Here is a 13,228-nt window from a genome sequence, read left to right on the forward strand (position 1 = left end):
AGATCGAGGACGAAAGTCCTTGAGGTACGCCGTTGTGCAGCGCAATGGCGTCGTCGAAGTCGGTGTAGGTCAAGACGTAGAGGATGGGTGCAAAAGTCTCCGCCCGCACCACCTCGGTCTGTGCGGGCATACGAACGAGGGCAGGTGTCACGTAGAACCCGGAATCGCCGACGCGGTCCCCGCCACACACCACAGTTCCGCCGTCCGCGCGTGCGGCCGAGAGCGATTTCTGCATCGTCTCGAACGCGGCTTCGTTGATCAGCGGCCCGACCAGAACACCGGAATCGAAGGGACTACCGACCTGGAGTTGCGCGTACGCGGACGCAACGCGGTCGACGACGTTGTCGGCGATCGACTCGTGAACGATGAGCCGGCGCAGTGAGGTGCAGCGCTGCCCGGCAGTTCCAGCGGCGGAGAAGACAATTCCGCGCACGGCAAGCTCGAGATCCGCTGACGGCGTGACGACTGCGGCGTTGTTTCCACCCAGCTCCAGGAGACTTCGTCCGAAGCGCTCGGCGACCCGCGGAGCCACGGCGCGGCCCATCCTCACGGAACCGGTGGCGCTGACCAAGGCCACGAGTGGGTTGTCCACGAGAGCCTCACCGACGTCACGTCCGCCGACGACCAACTGGTGAACGTCGATCGGTGCTTGACAGTCGGCGAGTGCGCGTCGGAGGAGGGCGTCACATGCCAGTGCAGTCAGCGGCGTGGTCTCCGAAGGCTTCCAGACGACGGCGTCGCCGCACACGAGAGCAATGGCGGTATTCCACGACCACACCGCGACGGGAAAGTTGAACGCGGAGATGACTCCGACAACGCCGAGAGGGTGCCACGTTTCCGTCAACCGGTGTCCGGGACGCTCGGACGGCATGGTGCGTCCGTAGAGCTGCCGGGAGAGACCGACGGCGAACTCGCAGATGTCGATCATCTCCTGTACCTCGCCGAGAGCCTCCGAGGTGACCTTCCCGGCCTCCAACGTCACGATTTCCGCGAGGTCATCCTTGTGCTCGGTCAGTAAGCTGCCCAGCCGGCGTACGACCGCGCCGCGCGCCGGAGCGGGAACGGTTCGCCAGGTGAGGAACGCTCGATGAGCCGCCTCGACGGCGTCGTCGACCTCTCGACCGGAGTGCTGCCGAACGGTACGCAGTTGCGTACCGGTGATGGGGGTTCGTGCGCTCAGGTCGCCGGCGGGCCACTCGACACCGCACGCGGCAAGGGCGCTTTCGGCGCGATCGGCGAGGCTCGAAGAATCAGGCAGGTTCACTGGGGAGTCCTCTGTTGTTGTGGGCGGGAGGCAGCACGGCACGTGACGCCTCTTGTTGTGCGCGGTACAGCTCGAACGGATCTTCGATGGTGCGGTCGATGGCGCCCTCCAATCGATCCTGCCCGTATTCGGCGCCGGGCGCATCGGAAACGAATCCGGTCACGGAATCGAGATTGGATGCGAAGATCCCGGCCGCGGAGGCAGGTAGGAAGTCCTCGTAGACGATCGGGTCGCGGACGACAACAGTTCCTTCGTTTCGGTACGTGAAGTACGCCAACCCCGCGGCATCGAGTTCGCTTTCGGAGTGCGGAAATTCGCTGTCCCAGTCGGCGTCCTCGGGCGTGGCGATCAGTCGGTCGTAGATCGCTCGCCCGCTGCGGGTCAACGCGATTCCGCGTGCCTCCACCTCGCCGAATCTGACGCGGACGGGCTCAGTGGTGACCGATCCGTCGTGCTGACGGAAGAGTCTGTCTTCGGCCAATGCACGAAACGACGTCTGCCGCAGAAGTAGTGGTGGTCCGCTCCATCTCGGCGGGCCTTGGATGCGGTCGATCATGGTGATACCGCGCTCGGTCATGCGGCGGTACAACTCGTCGATGTCGAGCACTCGCGGGGTGAGGTGATTGACGTGGGTCGAGCCCTGCCCCGCAATGTCTGCAGCGACAGGCGAGATTGCGGCGAGTTCGCGGTACCAGCCCGCGTCGATGGGATCGGTGCCGAGCCGAAACGCCGAGGTCGCTGCATCGACGAACTGTGTCGCCTCGGGCTCCGTCAGGCCGCCCTCGCGACTCGATTGACGTGCCCACTGCAGAAGTTCGGGAGAGAACAGGGTCCGGCGACGCAGAAACCCGGTGATCCGACGCTCGAGGTCGGTGTCGAAGAACCTGGAATCGGAACTGGTCAGCACCGAGGTGAAAACGCGGAACGGGTTCCGGGCGAGTTCGGCGGGATCGGTGGGGCGAAATGCCGTCGAGACAACGGGAATGGGGGAGTCGGTGAGCCGGAGGTCGTAATAGCCGACCGGAAACATACCGAATCCGCCGAAGACGGTGGCTACGTCACGTAGTTCGTCGAGAGTCCCCAGTCTGATGGCGCCGTGACGCTCGGCGCTGACTCTCGCCAGGCTGCCCAGGCGCTCCGCAGAATCCGGATGTTCGGCGGCAAAATCACGGTTCACCTGCATCGTTACATCTACCAAGGTGTTGTAAGCGGGGACCTCGTCGCCATACATCTTGGCGAGGGCCGCTGCGAACCGTGCACGTAGCTCCCAGGTTTCAACCATACGAATGTCCGATTGCGTTAGCCTGCGCAGGTGCGAGAAACAGAAACCAGTGACGTTGCCGGTGTTCCGGTCGACGAAACCGATCGACTTTTGATGCGTGAATTGGTCTTGGACGGCCGTGCCACTCTCGCGAGTCTTGCTGAGAAGGCTGGACTCTCGATCTCCGCAGTCCAGTCGCGAGTGCGTCGTTTGGAATCTCGCAAGGTGATCCGTGGGTACTCCGCGAAGATCGATCCGGAGGCACTCGGTCACAATCTGTCCGCATTTGTCGCCATCACTCCTCTCGATCCCTCGCAGCCCGACGATGCGCCTGCCCGCTTGCGTCATCTGCCGGCGGTCGTCTCGTGTCACTCGGTAGCCGGGAGCGAAAGCTACGTCCTCCTGGTCCGGGTGGCGTCACCTCGGGCGTTGGAGCGATTGCTGCAGGAGATCCGTACGGCAGCCAACGTCAACACACGAAGCACCATCATCCTACAAACTTTTTACGACGAATGACGCTTGTTCAATAACTTTTACGGTCCTCTATCGACACTCCCGGAAAATTGACATAACCTTCGCGTATGAGTACTGCGATGCGAGACTTCGGTGACAGTGCGCTCTTTCCGGTCTACGACGTGTTGAAGGCCAGCATCCTCGTCGACGGATTCGATCTGATTCTCGACGTCGAAGGGTCGCGGGGTTCCTATCTCCGTGACCTGCGAGACGGAACCGAGTATCTGGACATGTTCGGTTTCTTCGGCTCTTCGGCCCTGGGTATGAATCACCCTGCGATCACAGGCGACGAGGAGTTTCAACAGGAGTTGGCTGTCGTGGCCTCCAACAAGCCGAGTAACTCCGACATCTACACCGAACCCATGGCGCGCTTCGTTGCGGCTTTCGCTCGGGTACTGGGGGATTCGGCACTCCCACACTTGTTCTTCGTCGACGGCGGAGCCCTGGCGGTGGAAAATGCACTCAAGGTTGCCTTCGACTGGAAGAGTCGGTGGAACGAAAGCCGTGGGTTGTCAGCAGATCTGGGGACAAAGGTCCTGCACCTGACCGAGGCTTTTCACGGCCGCAGTGGCTACACGATGTCGCTCACCAACACCGAACCGGGCAAGGTCGCGCGATTCCCCAAGTTCGACTGGCCACGTATCGACTCGCCGTACCTGGCAGACGGCCGCGATGTCGAAGCTGCGGAGAGGCAAGCTCTCGATCAAGCGCGCCGAGCTTTCGCCGACAACCCCGACGACATTGCCTGTTTCATCGCCGAGCCGATCCAGGGCGAGGGCGGCGACCATCACCTCAGGCCGGAATTTCTGCAGGCGATGCAGGAGTTGTGCCACGAAAACGACGCCCTCTTCATTCTCGACGAAGTACAGACCGGTTGCGGAATCACCGGAACTGCCTGGGCCTACCAACAATTGGGTCTCAGTCCGGATGTGGTGGCGTTCGGCAAGAAAACGCAGGTGTGCGGAATCATGGCCGGCGGGCGCGTGGATGAAGTGCATGACAACGTGTTTCACGTCAGTTCTCGGATCAATTCGACGTGGGGTGGCAACCTCACCGACATGGTTCGTGCCCGGCGGATACTCGAAGTCGTCGAGCAGGACCGACTGATCGACCGCGTGCGATTCACGGGTGCGCATCTCCTTGCCCGGTTGACCGAAGTCTGCGGGCGGTACGCGGCGGCAACCGAGCCGCGCGGTCGTGGCCTCATGTGCGCGATCACTCTGGAAGACAGTGACCTTCGCGATCGCGTCGTACAGCGACTGCGTGAAGACGAGCACGTGATGATACTGCCTACCGGGAAGAGGGGAATCAGATTCCGGCCCGCGCTGACGGTGACCACCAGTGAGCTGGACGACGCGGTCGACGCGGTCGATCGCGTGCTCGCACGCGAGACCTAGGGCCTCTGTAGCTGTTCCCACACTCGATCCGGTGTCATCGGTGTGGAGTACATACGCACTCCACACGCGTTGGCAATCGCGTTTGCCAACGCCGGTGCTACAGGATTGAAGGGGGCCTCACTCATCGATTTCGCGCCGAAAGGCCCGAGCTTGTCGTACGTGTCGGCAAACAGTACTTCGGTGATCGGCAAATCCCCGATCCGGGGAACGTGATAATTGCGCAACTGCGGATTGATCACCCGACCTTCTTCGATGACGATCTCCTCCGACAGCGCAGCGCCGAGCGCTTGTCCCACACCGCCTTCCACCTGCCCTCGCAGTTGTGCCGGGTTCATGACAGTGCCGGCATCGGCGGCCTGAACCGACTGCAGGATCTTCACCCGGCCGGTGTTCGTGTCGACGGCAACGCGAAAACCGTGAACGTTGAACGAGACCGAGCGCGGTGTCCCGTCGTGGCGACCGTCAGCGGCGAGCGGGCCACCTTCGAGTAGCGTCGCGAAATCGAGGCAACCGTGGGACGTTTCGACACCGTCCGGCGAAAGGTCGTCGATCTGCGCGCCGCGACCGCTCGATCGCACCGCACGGGTCAGTATCCGCTCGCGAAGGCGCTCGCAGGCGATCAGGAGCGCCTTTCCGGCGACCACCGTTCCTGTCGACCCGAATGCTCCGGTGTCGTATCCGCCGGCATCGGTGTCGGATTGAACAATCGTGATGCGATCGACTGTCGTCCGCAATTCGGTGGCCGCGATCTGTTGGTGAATCGTAGTGGTTCCGTTGCCGAACTCAGCGGTGCCGATGTTCACGACGTACCGACCGTCGGCCTCGAGTGCGACGGTGGTGTCGGAGAAGTGACCACGCGGCGGGATCGTCGCGATCATGGCAATTGCCATGCCCCGACCGATCTGCCAACGCGACCCAGCCGGTGCAGCCTCTCCGCGCCCGCTCGACAGTGCACTGTCGACGAGGTCGATGCACTGGTCCAGTCCGTAGCTGCCGAATTCGAGATCACCGTCTTCGACGTGCCAGTCGACAAAATCGTCTCCGGGAACGACGACGTTGCGCCGCCGAAACTCGAAGGGGTCCATGCCGAGACGATCCGCGAGCTGATCCATGGCCGACTCGACGGCGAAGATGATCTGGCCGAGCCCGTAACCACGAAAGGCCCCGGAGGGAACGTTGTTCGTGTAGACCGCTTCGGCGTCGACGCGTTTGGTCGCAGCGCGATAGACCGCCATGGATTCGGCGCACCCATGGAACATGACTCCGATCGAATGGTTCCCGTACGCCCCCGCGTCGGAAAGCACGTCGATAGCGAGCGCAGTGAGAGTTCCGTCGGCGTCGGCTCCCGCACGCACCGATACTCGCATCGGATGCCGTGACGGTGCGATGGTGAACTGATCGCTTCGGCTGAACTCGTAGGCTACGGGCTTGCCGGTCTTCAAGACGGCCAGTGCGACCAGATCCTCGGTGAGTAATTCCTGCTTCCCGCCGAAACCCCCGCCTACCCGTTTTGCGAACACCCGGATTCGGCTGCGATCGAGATCGAAGATGTGGGCCAATTCGTCCCGAACCAGAAACGGCACCTGTGTGCTGCTTCTGATGACGAGACGGCCCTCCTCGTCGAGCCACCCCACTGCGCCGTGAGTTTCCAAGGCCACGTGCTGGACTCGCGCAGTTTTCCACGTACCTTCGACGACTGCAGTCGCATCTGCGAGCGCACGGTCCAGATCGCCGACGCCATCGTGAAGCGCGGCAACCACGTTGCGGGGGGCCTCGGCGATCCGCGAGCTCTCGTCCTTGTCGCCGTGCAGGAGTGGAGCGCCGGGGGAACGCGCCAGATCTGGTTCGAATACCGCGTCGCGTACCTCATAGTCGACTTCGATCAGCGAGAGTGCACGTTCCGCCTGCGTCGGGGTTTCGGCGATGACCGCGGCTACGCGCTGGCCGCGGAAACGGAGGGTGCTGTCGAACACGCGCGTGTCGTCCGGATCGTCGTTGCGGTCCTCGTGCCGGGCGGTCGAGAACAGCACGTCCGGACTGTCATGAAAAGTGAGGACCGCGGTGACGCCCGGCGCCGCTTCGGCTGCTGCCGTGTCTATCCGGCTTATGTGTGCGTGTGCGTGCGGACTGCCGAGTACTGCGACGTGAAGCAGGTCGACCGGCTTCTCACCCGGGGAGAAGTCCATGGTGTACTGCTCGGTTCCCGTGACGATGCGCGCGGACGCCGGTGCTGCGATCGAACGCCCTTGTGCCCCGCCTATTTTGGCGGTCTCTGTATTGGATGTACCGGCGAGAGCGTCACGAATGGACCGATAACCGGTGCAGCGGCACAGGTTACCTTTCATCGAGCACGCGAGATCGGATTTTTGCTCGACCGACAACGCTGATGCGGTGACTACCATTCCGGCTGTACAGAAACCACATTGGAATCCGCCCGCGTCCACGAATGCCTGTTGAATGGGGTGAAGTTTCTCCGGGGTTCCGAGACCGGAGGCGGTGACGACGTCGCGGCCGTCGATGCGATGGGCGGGAAATATGCACGAATGGGTGGGGTGTCCGTCGACCAGCACCGAGCAGGCGCCGCAGTCTCCGGCATCGCACCCCTTCTTGACGGAGTTCGCTCCGTGCTCACGGAGGAAGGTTCGCAGGCACTGTCCTGGGCGGGCCTGGTCGTCGCGCGGAACTCCGTCCACCGAGTACTTCATTCCAGTTCACCTCGGATTTCTTCGGCAAGAAGCTCGGTCATCGCCTTCCGCCACGGCGCAGTTCCATGGACATCGGTGAAGTAGGCGTCTTCCGGAATCCTGCTGCGCAACGCATCCGCAAGTGCTGTGGCGTCGGGGAGTTCGTCGAATTTCAGAGCGTACGGACGGCGGGTCGCGGCGGTGATCGCCAGCGTGAAACCGTCGGCGCCGCAGCGTCCGGCCACGGCTACGGCCGATCGCCCGAGTGACGTCTGAGCCAGCTTTCGCATCGCGGTACGTGCAGTCAATGCATGCACGGGAATCCGGACACTGCGGATGATCTCACCGGACCTGAGTACGTTTCGAGAATCGTCGATGACGAAATCGACTACGGGGAACGAGTATTCGGTACCGTCCGGACGCCAGATCGTCAGTTCGGCGTCGAGAGCGGTGCACAGAGTCGTCATCGCTCCGGCCGGGAAGGAGAGCGCGATGTTGCCGCCGACTGTCGCGTATCGCAACACCTTCCACGATGCGAGCAGTGCGTCAGCGCAGTGTTGGAACAGCGCTGCGGCGCGCCAGGATGCGGGAAGTTCGGCGCGGCACAGTTCCTCGATGGTGCAGGTGGCCGCGATCTCGAGACCGAGATCGCCGACCGCCACAGCTTCCCAGTCGAAGCCCGCAAGGTCGACAAGGGTGGTCAGGTGCGGCTGCGGTTCCGAGTACAGCCAGGTGCCGCCACCGATGAACCCGATGCCGGGTGACGCACAGGGGAGTTCGGCGCGGGTCCGCGGCACCAGAACTTCGTCGACGCTGTGCAGGTCCATCGCGACCTCAAGCCTTTCCGAGTAGATCGCGGTGTGCGCGTGCGACATCCGAGGCCACGACGTCCTCGTCGACGGTGGTGACTCGTCCGTCGGCAACTACGATTCGCCCGTTGACGAGCAGTAACTTCAGCGGGGGAGTCGAGCCGAGTACGAGCGCCGCCACCGGATCGGTGATGCCGGCATGCGCGACGGTGTCGAGTTTCCACACCGCCAGGTCGGCAAGTTTTCCGACCTCGATCGATCCGATTTCGCCCTCGCGGCCCAGAACTCGTGCGCCGCCGATCGTTCCCAATTCCAAGGCTTTTCGCACCGTCATCGTCTGCGGTCCGCCCTTCGCGCGAGCAAACAGAAGTGCATGACGAGACTCCTCGATCAGGCTGCAAGCTTCATTGCTCGCCGCGCCGTCCACGCCGAGCCCCACGGTGACCCCGCCGTTCACCAGATCGGCGGCACGGGCGATACCGGCTCCCAGGCGCGCGTTGGAGGTCGGGCAGTGCGCCGCCGCAGTTCCGGTTCGCGCCATCGTCTCGATACCGGCGTCGTCGAGATGGACTGCGTGGGCGTACCAGACGTCCGGGCCCACCCAGCCGACTCGTTCCATGTATTCGACCGGCGTGCAACCGAAATGCTCGCGGCAGAATCTCTCCTCGTCCAGTGTCTCGGCCAGATGCGTGTGCATACGCACGCCGTTTTCGCGGGCCAGCGTGGCGGACTCGCGGAGCAATGCCTCCGTCACCGAGAAGGGTGAGCAGGGAGCTACCGCGATCTGCAGCATCGATCCGGGATTCGGGTCGTGCCAACGGTCGATCACTGACTGCGTGCCGGTCAGGATGTCATCGAGTTTTTCCACGACGTGATCCGGTGGCAGGCCGCCGGAACTCTGGCCGAGATCCATCGACCCACGACACGGGTGGAATCGAAGGCCGACCTGCGCAGCCGCGGTGATCTCGGCCTCGAAAACGTCGCCGGCGTCGCGGGGAACGACGTAGTGGTGGTCGGTGGTGGTCGTACATCCGGTTTTCGCCAACCACGTGAGGCCGCCGGTGGCCGCCACGTGGACGGCTTCGGCGTCGATACCTGCCCAGACGGGGTACAGGGTGGTCAGCCACTCGAAAAGCGTCGAGTCCGCGGCCAGGCCTCGGGTGATCCATTGGTAGAGATGATGATGTGTGTTGACCAGACCCGGCGTGATCAGGCAACCACTCCCGTCGATCACTTGCGCACCCGGGTATTCGGGTGGCGTTCCGGCGCCGACGTCGACGATCTTGTTGCCCGAGATCACCACATAGCCGTCTGAGTACTCGGAGCGGTCGCCGTCCATCGTGACCACATGAGCGCCCGCCACGACGAGTGTTGCCCCGAGAGCTGATTCGGTCACGACAACCAACCGGCGTAGGTGGTCCACGACGGTCCCGCGTCTGGTGCGTCGGATCGGCTGACCGCAGCTTGGATCAGGCCGTACGGACGGTCCGCAGCGTGGAACACCTCGTTGTCGTTCTCCACTCCGAAGCGGCCGAGTGCATATTCGAAATGATGCTTGTTGGGTGCGGACAGTCGAACCTCCGCGATGATCGGGAATTCCTCGAGGATCGCCTTGCCGATGTGGAAGAGCGTCTGCTGCAGGGCAAGTGAATGTACCTGTGCGAACTGCTTGACGATCTGTGCCTTGATGCCCGCGTAGACCGATTCCCAGTCGACGTCGGTGGTGACGAATCGCCACTGGGCGACCAACGTCGTCGCCATGACGCGGTCGTCGGTCGGCTCGAGAACGGTGTACGGATCTTCGAGAAAACCCGAGAACTCACTACCGGTCGATTTGAGGATCACCAGGTCCTTCAAGCCGCCGATCACCCATGTCCCGGTATCGGAGATGGTGATCGACGCCGTCCGAACTTCCTGACCCTTCCGAATCCAGGTGTAGTCGTGCTCGCTGCCGTCGACAATCGCACGCTCCCAGGCGTATTCCTCGATCTCGATCCGCGCGCCACTGACCGGTTCGATGTCGTCGACGAAATGACGGGCGAGTTCGAGTCCGTACGTCTCGATCGAGATCAGACCCTTTTCCTTGGCGTAGGAGTAGGCCGTTTGTTTCTGCGTGTCGGTCGGCAGAACCTTCGATTGATCACCGGTGAGGTATGCGTCGGCGAAATCTCCACGCAGGCAGGTGGAGACGTTGATGTCGTGAATTTCGTGACGGGGGGTGTCTCGATAGATTCGGACTACTCGATTTTCCGCTTTGCCGTACTGGTGACCCGATAGTTCGATCGATCCGCTCAACCGTTCGGTGTTCGTACTGCCGGTTGTGATGTTGCCGGTCGTGATGTTTTCGGTAGTCACGTGTTCAGCTCCCGCGATAGGTGGAATAAGCAAAGGGCGACAGCAACAGTGGGACGTGATAGCCCCGTGCCGTGTCGTCCACCCGGAAGGTCACTGTCACTTCCGGGTAGAAGTTTTCTTGTCCGTTGGTCTCGAAATACGTTCCGGTGTCGAAAGTCAGGGTGTAGTGACCGGCGGTCAGGCCACTGGGAGCAAGTTCGGGGATGCGGCCGTCGGAGTCGGTCTCCGCAGTGGTGACGGAGGCGCCGTCTCGATCACGAAGTTCGACGCGAATCCCCGCCGCGGGGTTGCCCGTCGTCGCGTCGAGAACGTGCGTGCTGAGGGTCTTGCTCATGCTGTGCCTCCGGCGAGTGCATCGATCAGACGGGCGAGTCTGATCCGATTGATGGCGGCCAATTCGGTTCGAAGCACGGAACGCTCGGTCGCCGGGTCGTTTCGGAGACGACCTCGAAGGATGTCGAGGAGCTCCGTTCCAGATTTCCCCGACGCGCAGACCAGGTAAACATGGCCGAATGTCTCTTCGTACTCGGCGTTCTTCCGTCGAAGTTCCGCGAGTACGTCTTCTGTCGCCGACGAGACTCCCGACTGTTCACGGGTAGAGGCCGTGCTCTCGCTTCGCTCACCGATTCGTGGGTGGCCGGAGAGAGCGTCGTCGATCTCGGACTCGGGAAGCTCGGCCAGCACCGCATCTGCTTTGTCGAACAGAGCTTCCAGATCGGCGAACGGGCGAGACGAGGCGATTTCCTGTGCCCACACGGCGGAATGGCAACACTCGAGCAGCGCCGCGACTGCCTGGTGGTCACCGAGCGCATCGAAGGCTCCGAGACCACTGGAATTCGTTGTAGGCATGTCCACAGGATTACTTGAGCATGTTACGGATCTGTAGCGCAGCAATTACGGGAGATGATGTGTCTCGATCTTATTTCTCCGGCTGCTCTTCCCCGATCACGGTTTCTCGGCGACCGATACATTCTCAGGTATGACCGATACTCCGAAGCTGTCTTCCGTCGTACCGTCCCTGGCGAACCTCCGAGACATCGGTGGCCCCGAATCGAGCTTCGGTGGCACCGTCCGCACCGGGATCGTGTTTCGTTCCACCGATCTGGCATCGCTCAGTGCGGACGGCGCACAGACCCTCGCCGATCTGGGCATCGTCACGATCTACGATCTGCGCACCGAATCCGAACGCGAGACGGCACCGGATCTGACGCCGGACGGTATCCGAGAAATCGGCCTGGACGTATTGGCGGACAAGCAGTATCGCGCCATTCCGGCTCAGATGCAGCAGATGATCGCCGACCCGGCGTTTGCTGCCGAAGCATTGGGCAGCGGCCAGGCGCTCGAGTACTTTCAGGGAAGTTACCGCGATTTCGTGAGCTTGCCGAGTGCGGTCGCGTCGTACCGGCAACTGTTCGTCGACTTGGCCCAGCCGCCCAGCTCGCCGGCACTCATTCACTGCACCACGGGCAAGGATCGGACGGGTTGGGCCGCCGCCGCGTTACTTCTGTTCCTGGGCGCTTCCGAGGACGCGGTCTTCGCGGACTACCTCGAAACCAACAAGATTTTGTTGCCGATGTTCGCGCCGCTCCTCGAGCGATTCGAGGCCAAGGGGATCGACCCGACCCTGCTCGAGGGTGTCCTCGGTGTCAGGCGCGAGTACCTGGAGGCGTCGATGGCAGAGCTCGCGCAGGTACACGGATCCATCGAGGCCTACTTCACCGACGGCTTGAAGATCGACGCGTCGACCCAGGACCAATTGCGGAGCAACCTGCTCAGCTGATCAGGACCTGCTCGGTTCGTCTCGGCGGGAAGTTCGTCGCCTCGTCAAGAGGCTGACGATACCGATCCCGATGGCGATGCCGAGCAGGTCGGCGCTGCCGTCCCAGATCGAACCGGAACGCGAAATGGGCAGCGCTGCTTGAAGAACCTCGGACGTCGCGGCAAAGATCAACAACCAAACAGCCGTGAGCCACACCGGGATCCGCGCGTGCAACGAGGTGATCGCCAATACCGCGAACATCAGCGTGTGAGTGATCTTGTCGGTGTTCTCCGGGCTCGAGGGCACGGTGGAACCCGGGGAGAAGAGCATGATCAGGGCAATGACCACGGCGATCGCCAACGGCCAGTATCGGTTGTTCTTCAATTCGTCTGCCCCTCGACGACGACGAGTCCGAGTGCACCTTCGGCGAATCTGGTGACGGCGTCGGCGGCCGTCGTGAGCGCCTCGGTGTGCCCGTCGCGGGCCCAGCCGGTGAGCAGGGCGGTGGAGTCGAGAGGCGTCAGAACGACCTCGGCGAGAAGCTCACCGGTGTTGGGTTGGCACACTGCCCAGGAGTAGACGCTGTTTTCGTGCCACTGAGCGCTTCGCTGACTCACGTAATCGGGGTCGGTGATACCACCATCGGCAAGGGCGGGGCGGTCGTCCACACGCTCGTCTGCGCGTAGTGCGCGTAGATACCAGCCGCCTGCGTTGATCTCGATCGGCTCCATCAGTCGGAGTCCCGCTCGCGGCGGCGCTTGGCTTTGCGTTCCCGGTCGGTACCGAACAGCAGTGCACCGGCCAGGGGAATCGCGAGGAACCACAACCAGGTACCGGTGACGAAGAACAGGATCACCGCGAGAATCGGGACGACGGCCATGACGCGACCGGACCAGTCGGGGTTGAAGCCTCGCTCCGCCGGCGCGTCGGGAGGCGTCACCATCGACAGGGGAGCGGTGCCGGGGGCTTGGTAGTTGCCCGGAAGATCGGCGAACACCGGAACGAGTTCACTGCGAGTTGTTGCGGCACTGACGATTCCGCTTCTCTCGTCGAACTCGGTGACGGTGAGGCGGCCTGCGGCGAAGTGCTCGCTCAGGAGATCGAGTGCCTGCTCGCGTTCTGCAGTGCCGATGCGAATGTCGGGGACGTCAGCCATCGTTACAGCCTACTCAAACGACTGTGCGCC

The 13,228-nt window shown here is 62.7% G+C and carries 14 protein-coding genes; 3 read left to right on the forward strand and 11 right to left on the reverse strand.

Annotated elements, in window-relative coordinates:
• Both ACYP01_RS07150 and hglS read right to left on the reverse strand, forming a co-directional pair.
• Positions 1-1,264: aldehyde dehydrogenase family protein (locus ACYP01_RS07150; protein ID WP_459679139.1), on the reverse strand; the 1,264-nt coding region annotated here is incomplete at its 3' end.
• A complete protein-coding gene (gene hglS / locus ACYP01_RS07155) occupies positions 1,251-2,546 on the reverse strand; it encodes a 2-oxoadipate dioxygenase/decarboxylase (RefSeq protein ID WP_064074932.1) in 1,296 nt (431 codons plus the stop codon). The genes ACYP01_RS07150 and hglS, both read right to left, overlap by 14 nt.
• Positions 2,547-2,576: 30 nt before the next feature.
• Here hglS and ACYP01_RS07160 point away from each other — a divergent pair, with 30 nt between their 5' ends.
• Complete coding sequence (locus tag ACYP01_RS07160) at positions 2,577-3,041, forward strand: Lrp/AsnC family transcriptional regulator (RefSeq protein ID WP_003940830.1); 465 nt, start codon at positions 2,577-2,579, stop codon at positions 3,039-3,041.
• Positions 3,042-3,106: 65 nt separating this feature from the next.
• Complete coding sequence (gene lat / locus ACYP01_RS07165; RefSeq protein WP_037129069.1) at positions 3,107-4,435, forward strand: L-lysine 6-transaminase; 1,329 nt, start codon at positions 3,107-3,109, stop codon at positions 4,433-4,435.
• Here lat and ACYP01_RS07170 read toward each other — a convergent pair.
• The 6 genes from ACYP01_RS07170 to uraD form a co-directional block, all read right to left on the reverse strand.
• Entirely contained in the window at positions 4,432-7,140 is a 2,709-nt protein-coding gene (locus ACYP01_RS07170) for a molybdopterin-dependent oxidoreductase (RefSeq protein WP_003940681.1), read from the reverse strand. The two genes, lat and ACYP01_RS07170, sit on opposite strands and share 4 nt — an antisense overlap.
• On the reverse strand, positions 7,137-7,946 hold the full coding sequence (locus ACYP01_RS07175) for an FAD binding domain-containing protein (protein WP_003941021.1): 810 nt from the start codon (positions 7,944-7,946) through the stop codon (positions 7,137-7,139). The genes ACYP01_RS07170 and ACYP01_RS07175 overlap by 4 nt, the downstream gene beginning before the upstream one ends.
• 7 nt (positions 7,947-7,953) lie before the next feature.
• Positions 7,954-9,267, reverse strand: coding sequence for an 8-oxoguanine deaminase (locus tag ACYP01_RS07180; protein ID WP_232508911.1), 1,314 nt, complete (start codon positions 9,265-9,267; stop codon positions 7,954-7,956).
• Between the two features lie 53 nt (positions 9,268-9,320).
• Positions 9,321-10,223, reverse strand: coding sequence for a factor-independent urate hydroxylase (gene pucL, locus ACYP01_RS07185; protein ID WP_037129153.1), 903 nt, complete (start codon positions 10,221-10,223; stop codon positions 9,321-9,323).
• Between the two features lie 64 nt (positions 10,224-10,287).
• The gene (gene uraH, locus ACYP01_RS07190) at positions 10,288-10,617 is read right to left on the reverse strand and encodes a hydroxyisourate hydrolase (RefSeq protein ID WP_003940720.1); all 330 of its coding nucleotides are present in this window, start codon (positions 10,615-10,617) and stop codon (positions 10,288-10,290) included.
• Positions 10,614-11,132: a 2-oxo-4-hydroxy-4-carboxy-5-ureidoimidazoline decarboxylase gene (uraD, locus tag ACYP01_RS07195; protein WP_459679144.1), complete on the reverse strand. Its 519-nt coding sequence runs from the start codon at positions 11,130-11,132 to the stop codon at positions 10,614-10,616. The genes uraH and uraD overlap by 4 nt, the downstream gene beginning before the upstream one ends.
• Before the next feature lie 130 nt (positions 11,133-11,262).
• Here uraD and ACYP01_RS07200 point away from each other — a divergent pair, with 130 nt between their 5' ends.
• The gene (locus ACYP01_RS07200; RefSeq protein WP_003941008.1) at positions 11,263-12,063 is read left to right on the forward strand and encodes a tyrosine-protein phosphatase; all 801 of its coding nucleotides are present in this window, start codon (positions 11,263-11,265) and stop codon (positions 12,061-12,063) included.
• On the opposite strand, the gene ACYP01_RS07205 is transcribed toward ACYP01_RS07200, so the two are convergent.
• Genes ACYP01_RS07205 through ACYP01_RS07215 form a run of 3 tightly spaced genes read right to left on the reverse strand, consistent with a single transcriptional unit; the run spans position 12,064 to position 13,198 of the window.
• A complete protein-coding gene (locus ACYP01_RS07205; protein WP_003940977.1) occupies positions 12,064-12,426 on the reverse strand; it encodes a VanZ family protein in 363 nt (120 codons plus the stop codon).
• Positions 12,423-12,773 (reverse strand): hypothetical protein, encoded by a 351-nt coding sequence (locus tag ACYP01_RS07210; RefSeq protein WP_003940792.1) that lies wholly within the window; start codon positions 12,771-12,773, stop codon positions 12,423-12,425. The genes ACYP01_RS07205 and ACYP01_RS07210 overlap by 4 nt, the downstream gene beginning before the upstream one ends.
• Positions 12,773-13,198, reverse strand: a complete 426-nt coding sequence (locus ACYP01_RS07215) for a DUF1707 SHOCT-like domain-containing protein (protein WP_003940708.1) — start codon at positions 13,196-13,198, stop codon at positions 12,773-12,775. The genes ACYP01_RS07210 and ACYP01_RS07215 overlap by 1 nt, the downstream gene beginning before the upstream one ends.
• Between the last annotated feature and the right edge of the window lie 30 nt (positions 13,199-13,228).

The sequence above is a fragment of the Rhodococcus sp. no. 34 genome, assembly GCF_054589475.1.